The 13984-nt window shown below is 43.7% G+C and carries 12 protein-coding genes and 3 tRNA genes; all 15 read left to right on the forward strand.

All coding sequences use genetic code 11. The annotated features are described in order from the left end of the window. Nucleotides 1-73: 73 nt before the first annotated feature. Nucleotides 74-144: transfer RNA gene (locus RYK49_RS10235), tRNA-Gly, on the forward strand. 34 nt (nt 145-178) lie between these two features. Beyond that, nucleotides 179-252: transfer RNA gene (locus tag RYK49_RS10240), tRNA-Ile, on the forward strand. A 6-nt stretch (nt 253-258) separates the two neighbouring features. Continuing rightward, a tRNA-Ser gene (locus RYK49_RS10245) sits at nt 259-346 on the forward strand. A gap of 73 nt (nt 347-419) precedes the next feature. Beyond that, nucleotides 420-1235, forward strand: coding sequence for a rod shape-determining protein MreC (gene mreC / locus RYK49_RS10250; protein WP_314831214.1), 816 nt, complete (start codon nt 420-422; stop codon nt 1233-1235). A 1-nt stretch (nt 1236) separates the two neighbouring features. After that, complete coding sequence (gene mreD / locus RYK49_RS10255) at nt 1237-1737, forward strand: rod shape-determining protein MreD (protein WP_314831215.1); 501 nt, start codon at nt 1237-1239, stop codon at nt 1735-1737. Between the two features lie 96 nt (nt 1738-1833). After that, on the forward strand, nt 1834-3048 hold the full coding sequence (pcsB, locus tag RYK49_RS10260; protein ID WP_314831216.1) for a peptidoglycan hydrolase PcsB: 1215 nt from the start codon (nt 1834-1836) through the stop codon (nt 3046-3048). 124 nt (nt 3049-3172) lie between these two features. Continuing rightward, nucleotides 3173-4138 carry a ribose-phosphate diphosphokinase gene (locus tag RYK49_RS10265; protein ID WP_002894321.1) on the forward strand — a complete coding sequence of 322 codons (966 nt, stop codon included), beginning with the start codon at nt 3173-3175 and terminating at the stop codon, nt 4136-4138. A gap of 312 nt (nt 4139-4450) precedes the next feature. After that, complete coding sequence (locus RYK49_RS10270; RefSeq protein ID WP_314831217.1) at nt 4451-5020, forward strand: LPKTxAVK-anchored surface protein; 570 nt, start codon at nt 4451-4453, stop codon at nt 5018-5020. A gap of 94 nt (nt 5021-5114) precedes the next feature. Further along, the gene (gene srtB / locus RYK49_RS10275) at nt 5115-5957 is read left to right on the forward strand and encodes a class B sortase, LPKTxAVK-specific (RefSeq protein ID WP_314865637.1); all 843 of its coding nucleotides are present in this window, start codon (nt 5115-5117) and stop codon (nt 5955-5957) included. Between the two features lie 178 nt (nt 5958-6135). Next, nucleotides 6136-7299, forward strand: coding sequence for a pyridoxal phosphate-dependent aminotransferase (locus RYK49_RS10280; protein WP_314865639.1), 1164 nt, complete (start codon nt 6136-6138; stop codon nt 7297-7299). Continuing rightward, the gene (recO, locus tag RYK49_RS10285; protein ID WP_314831220.1) at nt 7292-8065 is read left to right on the forward strand and encodes a DNA repair protein RecO; all 774 of its coding nucleotides are present in this window, start codon (nt 7292-7294) and stop codon (nt 8063-8065) included. Before RYK49_RS10280 ends, recO begins: the two co-directional genes overlap by 8 nt. A 5-nt stretch (nt 8066-8070) precedes the next feature. Beyond that, nucleotides 8071-9069, forward strand: a complete 999-nt coding sequence (gene plsX, locus RYK49_RS10290; RefSeq protein ID WP_314831221.1) for a phosphate acyltransferase PlsX — start codon at nt 8071-8073, stop codon at nt 9067-9069. Between the two features lie 2 nt (nt 9070-9071). After that, a complete protein-coding gene (locus RYK49_RS10295) occupies nt 9072-9320 on the forward strand; it encodes an acyl carrier protein (RefSeq protein ID WP_002907649.1) in 249 nt (82 codons plus the stop codon). Between the two features lie 153 nt (nt 9321-9473). Further along, nucleotides 9474-10181, forward strand: a complete 708-nt coding sequence (gene purC / locus RYK49_RS10300; protein WP_314865641.1) for a phosphoribosylaminoimidazolesuccinocarboxamide synthase — start codon at nt 9474-9476, stop codon at nt 10179-10181. 19 nt (nt 10182-10200) lie between these two features. Further along, the gene (locus RYK49_RS10305) at nt 10201-13935 is read left to right on the forward strand and encodes a phosphoribosylformylglycinamidine synthase (protein ID WP_314865643.1); all 3735 of its coding nucleotides are present in this window, start codon (nt 10201-10203) and stop codon (nt 13933-13935) included. Nucleotides 13936-13984 lie beyond the last annotated feature (49 nt).

The raw sequence follows: 13984 nt of genomic DNA on the forward strand, positions 1-13984 counted from the left end.
AGAGCAATGGATTGAAGCTCCATGTGTCGGCGGTTCGATTCCGTCTCGCGCCATACATCATCGTATTGGAAATGCGGGTGTAGTTTAGTGGTAAAACTACAGCCTTCCAAGCTGTTGTCGCGAGTTCGATTCTCGTCACCCGCTTTGAACTTTGTTCAAATTACCAAGTTTTTAACTTGGGCGCGTAGCTCAGGTGGTTAGAGCGCACGCCTGATAAGCGTGAGGTCGGTGGTTCGAGTCCACTCGTGCCCATTAATTGGAGAATTACTCAAGAGGCTGAAGAGGACGGTTTGCTAAATCGTTAGGTCGGGTAACCGGCGCGGGGGTTCGAATCCCCCATTCTCCGTATGAATAAGGAGTTTAGCATTTGCTATCTCCTTTTCTTATACTTTCTCGTCCTGTTTAGTGAGGTTTTTCTGATGAATCGATTTAAAAAATCTAAGTTTCTGATTTCTTTTTTTGTATTAGTTGTTGCAATGACGATACTCATCCTATCTACCTCTTCTAGTTGGTTTGTATCAACTACTTCAAATATTATTTCATTGGTAGATAGACATGTCGGTTCTCCTTTTGCTTTTGTAGCCGATAAAAAGGAAGAAATGTCAGATTTGATGTCTACTTACAGAGAGAATCAACAACTCAAGAAAAATCTTTATGAGGTTGAGGAAAAGGCTGGGAAGGCAGATTCCTTAGAAGATGAGAATGAACAGTTGCGAAAACTTCTGGAATTTAAAGAGGCTGATAAAAATCAAATACAAATTGCCAGCGAAGTGATTGCCCGTACGCCAGCATCTTGGAAAAATGAGCTGACTATTGACAAGGGGACATCTGATCATGTGACAGATGCTATGTTGGTGGTCGCTAATGGTGGTCTGGTCGGAAGTGTTTCTGAAACTAGTAGTCAGTCTAGCTTAGTATCTCTACTGACTAACGAGGAAAACTCAACTAAAATTTCTGTTAGAATTCAAACGAAGTCAGGCTCAGTTTATGGGATTATTACGGGTTATGATGCAAAAAACTCTGCTTATATCATCAGTCAGTTAAATAGTGCTGAAGGTATAAAAGAGGGAGATGAGGTGGCAACCAGTGGCTTGGGTGCTTATAATGCAGAAAATATTCCTGTCGGTAAGGTACTTTCCGTTTCTGAGGCTAAGGATCGGTTAAACAAGATTGTCCTGGTTAAGCCGGCTGCTGATTTGTCGGATATCCGTGCTGTAATGTTGGTAGGGAACTGATATGAGAGATATTAAAGAACATCTTTTGACTCCTATTATTTTATTTGTTGTTTTACTGATTGATGGGCAGATTTCGACTTTTCTGGCTAATATTTTTCCTTTACAATGGCATTTAGTTAGTCATTTTATCTTTATTTTCATGCTTTTTGTTTCCATCAACCTTTCTAGAAACTACAATATTCTCTTGTTTTGCTGTCTGGGGCTGATTTACGATGTTTACTATTTTCATACCATCGGTATTGCTCTTATTCTTTTTCCTCTTTTAAGTCTCTTGGTTTGTCAGTCTAGTTCGACTATGCTTTTAAATAAATTTACTCGCTTTTTATCTGTTTTGATTCTTGTATTTTTATTTGAATTAACCAGCTTTGCTTTTGCGATATTTTTGAATCTTTCTAGTCTGAATTTACAGGATTTTGTCCTTAGCAGTCTGGTACCGACTATCCTTCTCAATGGCCTGATATTCCTCATTTTTCAGTCTATTTTCGAAAAAATGTATTTATGATAAACAAGAAATAAAAATGTAATAAAGGCGTAACATATGATACAGCATTTTCTGGTATACTAGTTAATGTCTTATAAGAAGGAGTGTATTATTTTTATGAAGAAAAAACTACTCACATCAATTTTATTGAGTACGGTTATCCTTTCACAAGGAGCTGCACTTGTGAGCGTTAAAGCAGAGACAACTGATGAAAAGATTGCTGCACAAGACAGCAAGATTAATAGTTTAACAGAGCAACAACAATCAGCTCAGACACAAGTTAACGAGATTCAAGGACAAGTATCTGCTATTCAAAAGCAACAAGAAGAGCTTAAAGCAGAAAATGAAAAATTGTCTGCTGAATCTGCAAAACTTTCTGCTGAGATTGACGAACTGTCTAAAAATATTGTAGCTCGTAATGAGTCACTTGCAAATCAAGCGCGCAGTACCCAAACAAATGGAACTGCTACTAGCTACATCAATACAGTTGTAAATTCTAGCTCTATCACAGAAGCTATTTCTCGTGTAGCAGCTATGAGCGAAATTGTTTCAGCAAATAATAAAATGCTGGAACAACAAAAGAAAGATAAAGAAGTAATTGCTGAAAAGCAAGTTGCGAATAATGAAGCTATCAATACTGTAATTGCTAACCAAGAGAAGTTAGCTGATGATGAGCAAGCTTTGGCAACAAAACAAGCTGAACTGAAAGCAGCTCAGGCAAGTCTTGCAGCTGAAAAAGCGACTGCTGAAAACGAAAAGAATTCTCTTCTTGAAGAAAAAGCAGCAGCTGAAAAAGCAGCAGCTGAAGCGGCAGCTCGTGAAGCAGCTTATAAAGCAGAGCAAGAATCAAAACGCCAAGCAATTGAAGCTTCAGGAAATACCACCCTGCAAGCTCAGGTTCAAGCAGTTGTGAATTCAGCTCCAGCAGCTGAAGCAGCAGCTCCAGCAGCACCTGCAGTGACTCAATCAGTTGCTCGTGCGAATAGACCAGTTTATAGCTCATCTGCCTCTTCTTATCCAGTAGGTCAATGTACTTGGGGTGCTAAGACATTAGCTCCTTGGGCTGGCGATTACTGGGGTAATGGTGGACAATGGTCTGCAAGTGCAGCAGCAGCAGGTTTCCGTGTTGGTTCACAGCCAGAAGTTGGAGCAATTGCATGTTGGACTGACGGTGGATACGGACACGTTGCAGTAGTAACAGCTGTTCAATCTACTACAAACATCCAAGTATCAGAAGCAAACTACCTTGGACAACAATCAATCGGTAACTACCGTGGATGGTTTAATCCAACAACTGCACAAGGTACAGTTTCATATATTTATCCGAACTAATCAGTAAAAAGCGCCTTTGGCGTTTTTTATTTTTAATTGAAAAATCAACTGAAAAAAGTTACAATGGTAGTTGGGAAAAGTTGTAATTGGACAATGAAAGACGATTTAGAATCTGGAGGGAATCATGTCTTTTTCTGATTTAAAACTCTTTGCTCTTTCTTCTAATCAAGAATTAGCGCAGCGTGTTGCTCAAGAGATTGGATTGCCACTTGGGAAATCAACTGTCCGTCAGTTCTCTGATGGTGAGATTCAAGTGAATATTGAAGAATCTATTCGCGGGAAACACGTCTTTATTTTGCAGTCTACCAGCTCGCCAGTCAATGATAATTTGATGGAAATTTTGATTATGGTAGATGCATTGAAACGGGCTAGTGCTGAATCAATCAATGTTGTCATGCCTTACTATGGCTATGCTCGACAGGATCGCAAGGCTAGAGCTCGTGAGCCAATTACATCTAAATTAGTTGCTAATATGTTGGAAATTGCTGGTGTGGATCGGATGCTGACTATTGACTTGCACGCAGCGCAAATTCAGGGCTTCTTTGACATTCCAGTAGATCATTTGATGGGTGCACCTTTGATTGCTGATTACTTTGAGCGCCGTAATATGACAGGGGGCGACTATGTGGTAGTCAGTCCTGACCATGGTGGTGTGAGTCGGGCCCGTAAGTTAGCAGAGTTTCTGAAAACCCCGATTGCGATTATTGATAAGCGCCGCAGCGTAGACAAGATGAATAGTAGTGAAGTCATGAACATCATTGGTAAGGTAGAAGGAAAAACTTGTATCCTAATTGATGATATGATTGATACAGCAGGAACTATCTGCCATGCAGCTGACGCTCTCGCTGAGGCGGGAGCTGTAGAAGTCTATGCCAGCTGTACGCATCCAGTCTTATCTGGTCCTGCTATGGATAATATTCAAAAATCAGCGATTAAAAAATTGGTTGTGCTGGATACGATTTATCTGCCTCAAGAGCGCTTGATTGATAAGATTGAGCAGATTTCAATTGCGCATCTTTTAGGGGAAGCCATTGTCCGTATTCATGAAAAACGGCCGCTGTCACCCTTGTTTGAAATAGGTAAAAAATAATCTGAGATATATGGCTGGGATACTTGATTCCTGGCCTCTTCTTATTTTATTCCTACTATCTTTTTAAAAAAAGTCCAACATTTACTTTGAAAGAAAATTCAAATTACTTGATGTTTCAAATATAAATAAATAACCATTTAAATAGTTGATAAATTGACAATTTGTCTCATCCCTTGGTATTATTTGGTTTTAAAAATTTTTATGTAGTAAAATTCTTGACTTTTTTAAGAGTTCGAACTATACTTAGTAGTAGGTAATATTAGGTAACGGGGAGTTACAATTATTTTTGAAAAGTAACGAGGAGATGAGATAATGAAAAAGGTTTTGCTTTCAAGTGCTGTGGCCCTTTCACTTTTCGCGGCTGCTGCACCAGTATTTGCTGAGGGTACAGCCAGTCTTTGGGTTAATGACATTGATAATAATGAAGTTCCCCAAGGCAGTACGGACTCAGAATCTAATAAAGTTATGGATGAACTGCAGGCCTATAGAGATGCACAATCAGCTCTGGATCAGCAAGTTGCTGAAGCTAAGAAAGCTCCGGTTGGTAAAAGTGCTGTGATGGAGGATCAAGCTGGTAACAAAGTTCTTGTTATTGGTGAGGGAGAGTCGGCTAATGCGGATCAGCCTTCAGTGGCACCATCTACTATAGATCCATCTACACCGGCTTATTCGGCAGCACCTTACTCCACAGCCTCTTCATCAGTTCCGACTTTTCCAGCACCGTCTCAATCTTCGGCGGCGTCCTCTTCAGCAGCAGGTAAAAAGAAGGCTAAAAAATCAGAAAATAAAGCAAAAAAAGCTCCGGAAGCAAAAGAAGAAAACAAGGAAAATGAGGAAAATTCTGAAGAAAAGTCACTTCCTAAGACAAGTGCAGTCAAATAATTTTGTCTTTAATTTGTGCTAACGCCTAAATATCACTGAGCCTTCGTTCGGTGATATTTTTTGTAAAAAATGAAAAATAAAGGATTTTTAGATTATGCAAGAAAAAGATAGGGGTCAAGCTTTGAATAAGAAACAGCTCCTTGTTGTTGGCATCTGCCTCCTGCTGATTGTTCTGGTTATTTTTTCTGTTTTTTATGCTTTCCGTTCATCAGCATCAGGCAGTAAGCTTCGAGTTTCGCATCCTAGCAGGATTGAAACGTCAAGCTCATCTGCATCTTCAAGTCAGACAGAAAAGGAATATTTAGCAGAGCGTTTTGCTAAACTGAAGGCTGTGAATTCAGAAACGATAGGCTATGTCTATGCTCCTGGTACGCAGCTGGATGAGCCAGTGGTGCAAACGAAAGATAATGAGACTTATCTGCTGAAGACTTTTGAAGGAAAGCAAGAGCCCTATATGGGAGCGGTCTTCATGGATAAGGACAATCATAAAGATTTCAGTGATCGACTTACCTGGCTTTTCGGGCATGCTCGGGGCAGCAAGGCAGGAGATCATCGTATGTTTAATGACGTCAACTACTATGATCGTCAGGATTATTTTGACAAACATAGATATGTCGTGATTGAGACTCCTGATCGTAAGTATTATTATCAAGCTATGGGACTGGTCATCGTGCCGGAAGAGACGGCTTTTTATCGGACGGAGTTTAAGGACGACGAGGACTTTACAACTCAGCTCAGAAATATCTATGAGGCTGCTCGTACTAAGGATCCTAAGATCCAGATTAAGGCGAGTGACCGGTATTTAGTTCTCTCAACCTGTCGTGAGGAAGATGATACAATTCGTTCTAATCTTTATTTGCGGCAGATTCCTGATTCGGAACTGCCAGATTTTCTGGGCAAGCATGGCAAGGAATTGACCTATACTCCGACTCGTTGATTGGTCAGTCATGTGAGATGTGGCCATATCCACTATTTGGTAGAGAAGAATTTTAAGGCAAGGAAAAAGGGACTGAGTACAAGCTTAGTCCTTTTTCTGCATAAGAAATCATGTAATAGCTTTTGCTATGCTTCTGCATTTATAGTATAATAGTTCTATTGAGCGGCTGGAGGTATGTATGGATTTAAGTAAGAAATTTAATAAAAACTTGGGAAAAATAGAAATTTCGCTGATTCGTCAGTTTGACCAATCAATTCCTGGGGTTCTTCGGCTGACCTTAGGAGAGCCGGATTTTACGACACCGGATCATATCAAAGAAGCGGCCAAGGCAGCGATTGATGCTAATCAAAGCCACTACACTGGCATGAGCGGTCTCTTGGAGCTGCGTCAGGCGGCTAGCAGCTTTGTGAAAGAAAAGTACAATCTGTACTATCGCCCAGAAGATGAGGTCTTGGTCACTATTGGCGCAACAGAGGCCTTGTCGGCTACACTGACAGCCATTCTAGAAGAAGGAGACAAGGTCTTGCTGCCAGCTCCTGCTTATCCAGGCTATGAGCCCATTGTCAATCTAGTAGGGGCGGAGATTGTCGAGATTGACACAACGGCCAATAACTTTGTCCTCACTCCAGAGATGCTGGAAGCAGCTATTTTAGAACAGGGCGAGCAACTAAAAGCAGTCATTCTCAATTATCCAGCCAATCCAACCGGCGTGACTTATTCGCGGGAGCAGATAAAAGCTCTAGCTGATGTCCTAGGAAAATACCAAGTCTTTGTGGTCTGTGATGAGGTCTATTCTGAACTGACCTATACGGAGCAGGGGCATGTCTCCATTGCGGAGTATCTGCCAGGCCAAACCATTGTCATCAACGGCCTGTCTAAGTCTCATGCCATGACTGGCTGGCGGTTGGGCTTTATCTTTGCTCCAGCAGTTTTCACTGCTCAGCTGATTAAGAGCCATCAGTATCTCGTAACAGCGGCCAATACCATGGCTCAGTTTGCTGGCATTGAAGCCCTGACAGTTGGGAAAGATGATGCGGAGCCAATGAAGGCTGAGTATATCCAGCGTCGCGATTATATCATAGAGAAAATGGCAGAGTTAGGCTTTAAGATCATCAAACCAGACGGGGCTTTTTATATTTTTGCTAAGATACCAGATGGTTATAATCAAGATTCTTTCGCCTTTCTGCAGGATTTTGCAGAGAAGAAGGCTGTGGCCTTTATCCCGGGGGCGGCTTTTGGTCAATACGGGGAAGGCTATATCCGCCTGTCCTACGCGGCTAGTATGGAGACGATTCAAGAAGCTCTGAAACGCCTCAAGGACTACATGGAGGACTATGCTTAAATCTCTAACAAGTCAAGGTCTGGTTCTCTATAACCGCAATTTCCGTGAGGATGATAAGCTGGTCAAGATCTTTACGGAACAGGCTGGTAAGCGTATGTTTTTCGTCAAGCATGCTGGGAAATCTAAGCTAGCACCCGTCATTCAGCCTTTGACCGCGGCAAACTTGCTAATGAAAATCAATGATGATGGCCTTAGCTATATTGAGGACTATCAGGATGTAGTCGCCTACCATCGCATCAATGAGGACTTGTTCATCATGTCTTATGCCAGCTATGTGGCAGCCTTGGTAGATGCCAGTCTTCAGGACAATCAGCCGGATCCAGCTCTCTTTGCTTTTCTACAGAAAACCCTGGAACTGATGAATGATGGTCTGGACTATGAAGTGCTGACCAATATCTTTGAGATTCAGATTTTGTCACGTTTTGGAGTTTCACTGAACTTCCATGACTGTGCCTTTTGTCATCGGACGGGTCTGCCTTTTGACTTCTCTTTCAAATATAGCGGAGTCCTTTGCCCTGATCATTACCATCAGGATGAGCGACGCTGCCATCTAAATCCTAATCTTCCTTTTCTGCTGGACCAGTTTCAGGCGGTCCGTTTTAGCGAATTGGAGGCCATTTCTTTGAAGCCAGATATTAAAAAGCAACTGCGGGATTTTATCGACCTGCTCTATGATGAATATGTCGGCATCCATCTCAAATCCAAAAAATTTATAGATTCTCTGGGGGACTGGGGAAGCATTTTAAAAGATAAGAACGAGGAATAAATCGAATGAAAAAAATAGCTGTTGATGCTATGGGAGGGGACAATGCCCCTCAGGCTCTGGTGGAAGGAGCCAATCGAGCGGTACAGGAGTTTTCGGATATTGAAATTCTCCTTTATGGCGACGAAGCGAAAATTAAGCCTTATCTGACTGCTAGTGAGCGGGTCCGCATCATCCACACGGAGGAAAAGATTGACTCGGACGACGAGCCTACCAAGGCCATTCGTCAAAAGAAAGAGGCTAGTATGGTGCTGGCAGCCAAGGCTGTCAAGGCAGGGGAAGCAGATGCTATGTTGTCTGCTGGAAATACTGGAGCACTTTTGGCAGCAGGTTTCTTTATCGTGGGGCGTATCAAGAATATTGACCGACCGGGGCTCTTATCCACCATGCCGACAGTTGGCGGTCAGGGATTTGATATGCTGGATCTGGGAGCCAATGCTGAAAACACAGCCCATCATTTACACCAGTATGCGACTTTGGGTTCTTTCTATGCTGAAAATGTCCGAGGAATCAAGAAGCCGAGGGTGGGTCTCTTGAATAATGGAACAGAAAGTAGCAAGGGTGACCCTCTGCGCAAGGAAGCCTACGAGCTTTTAGCTGGAGATTCGACACTTAACTTTATCGGCAATGTAGAGGCGCGTGATTTGATGGATGATGTGGCGGATGTTGTCGTTGCAGATGGCTTTACTGGTAATGCTGTTCTGAAATCAATCGAAGGAACTGCTATCAGTATCATGGGTCAGCTGAAGAAGTCTATTTTAGGCGGTGGTTTTAAGGCTAAATTGGGAGCCTTTCTGCTCAAGGATAGCCTGCGAGGGCTCAAAAATAGTCTGGACTATTCTAGTGCAGGCGGTGCAGTTCTATTCGGCTTGAAAGCGCCTGTTGTCAAAACGCATGGCTCTAGCGATGCTAAGGCTGTTTATAGCACGATTCGTCAGATTCGCACCATGCTGGAGACGGATGTTGTTGGTAAATCGGTTATTGAATTTTCAGATGCAAAGGAGTAACCATGAGCGAAAAAGAAATTTATGCAAAAATTGTCGAAATCATTCAAGAACATGACAGCAGCAAGCTGCATGTCACTCCGGAATTGAGCTTGAAAGAGGAGCTGGGAGTGGACTCTGTTGATTTGATGGAATTTATCATCAATTTGGAAGAAGCTTTTGATATTGAGATTCCTGATGAGGATATGGATAACTTCAAAACAATTTCCGATGTGGTGGCTTATATCCACGAAAAACTGAAGAAGCAACATTAAAAATCAAAGATCGGTATCTTCCGGTCTTTTTTCGTATCTTGGAAAGGAAACAATTTCTTTAACTGGATACAGAAAGTTTATACGGAATTTCTTGTAAAATGTATTCAAAGATGATAGAATGAGGGTATAAAACCACGAAAGGCGAATATTAAAATGTCTAATAAGTTATTATATTCGGGAAAAGCTAAGAATATTTTCTCTACAGATGATGAGCAAGTCATTCTGGCGCGCTACAAGGACCAGGCAACGGCCTTTAATGGAGTCAAGAAGGAGCAGATTGCTGGTAAAGGAGTGCTCAACAACCAGATTTCATCTTTTATTTTTGAGAAACTCAATGCAGCTGGTGTGGCGACGCATTTTATTGAGAAGGTTTCGGATACGGACCAGCTAAATAAAAAAGTAGAGATTATTCCTTTGGAAGTGGTGCTGCGCAACTACACAGCAGGTTCTTTTTCCAAGCGTTTTGGAGTAGAAGAGGGCATCGCGCTTGAAACTCCGATTGTGGAATTTTACTACAAAAATGATGATTTGGACGATCCTTTCATCAATGACGAACACGTGAAATTCTTGAAGATTGCCAGCGATCAAGAAATTGCCTTTTTGAAAGAGGAGACTCGTCGGATTAATGAACTCTTGTCAGACTGGTTCCGCCAAATCGGACTGAAATTGATTGATTTCAAGTTAGAGTTTGGCTTTGACAAAGATGGCAAGATTATTCTGGCAGATGAATTTTCACCTGACAACTGCCGTCTCTGGGATGCGGAAGGTCATCACATGGACAAGGATGTTTTCCGGCGTGGCCTTGGTGAACTGACAGATGTCTATCAGGTTGTTTGGGAAAAATTGCAGGCAATTAAGTAAGGACAGGGTGTAAATAATCATGGACAAGCGTATTTTTGTAGAGAAGAAGAGAAACTTCGGTGTGAAGTCACAGAGCTTGGTGAGAGAGTTGACGCATAATCTTCAGTTGAAAACATTGTCAGATCTTCGGATGATTCAAGTTTATGATGTCTTTCATCTGGCAGAAGATTTGGTTGATCGTGCTGAAAAGCATATTTTCTCTGAGCAGGTGACTGATAGATTGCTAGCGGAAGAGGAAGTAGAGGCTGCACTTGCAGAGACAGCGTTTTTTGCCATTGAAGCGCTGCCGGGTCAGTTTGACCAGCGGGCAGCCAGCTCTCAGGAGGCCCTCTTTTTGCTCGGCGCTGGGACAGATGTTCTGGTGAGGACCGCTCAGCTTTATTTGGTCAATAAAGACATCTCAGACAGCGAGTTGGCAGCAATCAAGAAATACTTGCTGAATCCAGTTGATTCACGCTTTAAAGATATTGAGCAACCAATCCAGCTGGAGCAATTCTCCGAGTCAGATAAGACCATTCCGGTTCTGAACTTCTTTAAGGACTATACGGAAGCGGACTTTAAAGCCTACAAGCAGGAGCATGGTCTGGCTATGGAAGTGGCAGATTTGCTCTTCATTCAGGACTATTTCAAGTCAATTGGTCGTTTTCCGACGGAGACCGAGCTCAAGGTTCTGGATACTTACTGGTCCGACCACTGTCGACATACGACCTTTGAGACGGAGTTGAAGAAGATTGATTTTTCAGCTTCTAAGTTTGAAAAGCAGCTCCAGGCTACTTATGATAAATACTTGGCTATGCGCGATGAGCTGGGACGTGGTGACAAACCGCAGACTCTCATGGATATGGCGACTATTTTTGGTCGCTACGAGCGAGCTAATGGCCGTCTGGATGACATGGAAGTGTCTGATGAGATCAATGCCTGCTCAGTAGAGATTGAAGTGGATGTGGATGGTGTCAAGGAGCCTTGGCTGCTGATGTTTAAAAATGAAACCCATAACCACCCAACAGAAATTGAGCCCTTTGGTGGGGCTGCGACTTGTATCGGAGGAGCCATTCGTGATCCGCTTTCTGGCCGTTCTTATGTCTATCAGGCTATGCGGATTTCTGGTGCGGGCGATATTACCCAACCAATTTCTGAAACGCGAGCTGGCAAGCTCCCTCAGCAGGTCATTTCAAAAACTGCAGCGCATGGCTATTCTTCTTACGGGAATCAAATTGGTCTAGCAACGACCTATGTTCGTGAGTATTTCCATCCAGGCTTTGTAGCCAAGCGGATGGAGCTGGGTGCGGTTGTCGGTGCGGCTCCTAAGGAAAACGTCGTCCGTGAAAAACCAGTAGCAGGTGATGTGGTCATCTTGCTGGGAGGCAAGACGGGTCGTGACGGTGTCGGCGGTGCTACTGGCTCATCAAAGGTGCAGACAGCTGCGTCTGTGGAGACGGCTGGCGCGGAAGTACAAAAAGGAAATGCTATTGAGGAGCGCAAAATTCAGCGTCTCTTCCGCGATGGCAATGTGACTCGTCTCATCAAGAAATCCAATGACTTTGGTGCTGGCGGTGTCTGTGTAGCTATTGGCGAATTGGCAGACGGGCTGGAAATTGACCTTGACAAGGTGCCGCTCAAATACCAAGGACTTAACGGTACAGAAATCGCGATTTCTGAATCGCAGGAGCGGATGGCAGTGGTGGTCCGCCCAGAAGATGTGCAACAATTTATCGCCGCGGCAGCTAAGGAAAATCTGCTGGCAGTCGTTGTGGCTAAAGTGACAGAAAAGCCAAATCTGGTCATGCACTGGAACGGGGAAACCATCGTCGATATTGAGCGGAGTTTTCTGGATACCAATGGTGTGCGTGTGGTTGTGGATGCCAAGGTTGTGGATGCCCAAGCAGCATTGCCGGGGCAGACTGTGACTTCTGAAGCGACTTTGGAGCAGGATCTCAAAAGCTTGCTCAGCGACCTCAATCATACCAGTCAAAAGGGGCTGCAGACAATCTTTGACAGCTCTGTCGGCCGTTCTACTGTCAATCATCCAATTGGCGGGCGCTACCAAATCACGCCGACTGAGGCTTCTGTGCAGAAACTGCCAGTTGAGCATGGCAAGACTGAGACGGTCTCTGTGATGGCACAGGGCTACAATCCTTATGTGGCAGCTTGGTCGCCTTATCATGGAGCAGCTTATGCAGTGATTGAAGCGACAGCTCGCTTGGTTGCTGCTGGTTCGGACTGGTCCAAGGCTCGCTTCTCTTATCAGGAATACTTCGAGCGGATGGACAAGCAGGCTGAGCGTTTTGGACAGCCAGTTTCTGCTCTGCTTGGTTCGATTGAAGCCCAGATTCAGCTAGGTTTGCCGTCTATTGGTGGCAAGGATTCCATGAGCGGAACTTTTGAAGAATTGACCGTACCGCCGACCTTGGTAGCTTTTGGAGTGACTACTTCAACTGCTGGGCGTATCCTGTCTCCAGAGTTTAAGGCGGCAGGAGAGTCTATCTACTATCTGCCAGGGCAGGTCCTGTCTCAGGATATTGACTTTGACTTAATCAAGAAAAACTTTGAAAATTTTGCAGGCATTCAGGCCAAGTATCAGATTACAGCCGCTGCTGCTGTCAAATACGGTGGTCTAGCCGAGAGTCTGGCCTTGATGAGCTTTGGTAATCGCATTGGTGCCCAAGTGGATATTGCTGACTTACCTTCCGTTTTGCAGGCGCAGTTGGGCGGATTTGTCTTTACCAGTCTGGAGCAGGATATTCCAAGTGCAGTGAAGATCGGTCAGACCAAGCCAGACTTTACCCTGATTGTCAATGGTGTCCAGCTTGAGGGAGCCGAGCTTTTGGCAAGCTTTGAAGGCCGACTAGAGCCTATCTACCCGACAGAATTTAAACAGGAAATAGTTATTGAAGAAGTGCCGGCTCTTGTCGCTGATACAGTTATCAAAGCCAAAGAGACAGTAGAGGAGCCGCTGGTTTACATCCCAGTCTTCCCTGGAACTAACTCAGAATATGACTCAGCCAAAGCCTTTGAAGCAGCTGGAGCCAAGGTCAATCTAGTTCCATTCGTTACTTTGGATGAAGAAGCCATTGTCAAGTCTGTTGACAGTATGGTTGACAATATTGACAAGGCAAATATCATCTTCTTTGCAGGCGGCTTCTCTGCTGCAGATGAGCCAGATGGATCAGCTAAGTTTATCGTCAACATTCTGCTCAACGAGAAGGTTAAGAAAGCCATTGATGCTTTCATTGCTCGTGGTGGTCTCATCATTGGTATCTGTAATGGATTCCAGGCTCTGGTAAAATCCGGTCTTCTTCCTTACGGAAACTTTGAAGAAGCAGGGGCTAGCAGTCCTACTCTCTTTTACAATGATGCCAACCAGCACGTGGCCAAGATGGTTGAAACCCGTATTGCCAATACCAACTCGCCTTGGCTGGCTGGTGTGCAAGTGGGAGATATCCATGCCATTCCGGTTTCACATGGTGAAGGGAAATTTGTCGTGACAGCTGAGGAATTTGCTGAGCTGCGTGACAATGGTCAGATTTGGAGTCAGTACGTAGACTTTGATGGTCAGCCAAGCATGGACAGCAAGTATAATCCAAACGGCTCTCTCTACGCTATCGAAGGGATTATGAGCAAGAACGGTCAAATCATCGGGAAGATGGGCCACTCAGAGCGTTATGAAGACAGTCTTTTCCAAAATATTCCAGGTCAGAAAGACCAGAAATTGTTTGAAAGTGCCGTTCGTTATTTCCAAGCGAGTCACGAATAAAGTTGGCTTGCAAGAGCAAGCAATCAAAAAAGGAGTCTACTTGGCCTGT

The organism is uncultured Streptococcus sp. (assembly GCF_963525625.1).
Lineage (GTDB): Bacteria > Bacillota > Bacilli > Lactobacillales > Streptococcaceae > Streptococcus.

Bases quoted from the DNA above. Each gene is read 5' to 3' on its own strand.
- mreC (WP_314831214.1), top strand. From the start codon at position 420: ATGAATCGATTTAAAAAATCTAAGTTTCTGATTTCTTTTTTTGTATTA.
- mreD (WP_314831215.1), top strand. From the start codon at position 1,237: ATGAGAGATATTAAAGAACATCTTTTGACTCCTATTATTTTATTTGTT.
- pcsB (WP_314831216.1), top strand. From the start codon at position 1,834: ATGAAGAAAAAACTACTCACATCAATTTTATTGAGTACGGTTATCCTT.
- RYK49_RS10265 (WP_002894321.1), top strand. From the start codon at position 3,173: ATGTCTTTTTCTGATTTAAAACTCTTTGCTCTTTCTTCTAATCAAGAA.
- RYK49_RS10270 (WP_314831217.1), top strand. From the start codon at position 4,451: ATGAAAAAGGTTTTGCTTTCAAGTGCTGTGGCCCTTTCACTTTTCGCG.
- srtB (WP_314865637.1), top strand. From the start codon at position 5,115: ATGCAAGAAAAAGATAGGGGTCAAGCTTTGAATAAGAAACAGCTCCTT.
- RYK49_RS10280 (WP_314865639.1), top strand. From the start codon at position 6,136: ATGGATTTAAGTAAGAAATTTAATAAAAACTTGGGAAAAATAGAAATT.
- recO (WP_314831220.1), top strand. From the start codon at position 7,292: ATGCTTAAATCTCTAACAAGTCAAGGTCTGGTTCTCTATAACCGCAAT.
- plsX (WP_314831221.1), top strand. From the start codon at position 8,071: ATGAAAAAAATAGCTGTTGATGCTATGGGAGGGGACAATGCCCCTCAG.
- RYK49_RS10295 (WP_002907649.1), top strand. From the start codon at position 9,072: ATGAGCGAAAAAGAAATTTATGCAAAAATTGTCGAAATCATTCAAGAA.
- purC (WP_314865641.1), top strand. From the start codon at position 9,474: ATGTCTAATAAGTTATTATATTCGGGAAAAGCTAAGAATATTTTCTCT.
- RYK49_RS10305 (WP_314865643.1), top strand. From the start codon at position 10,201: ATGGACAAGCGTATTTTTGTAGAGAAGAAGAGAAACTTCGGTGTGAAG.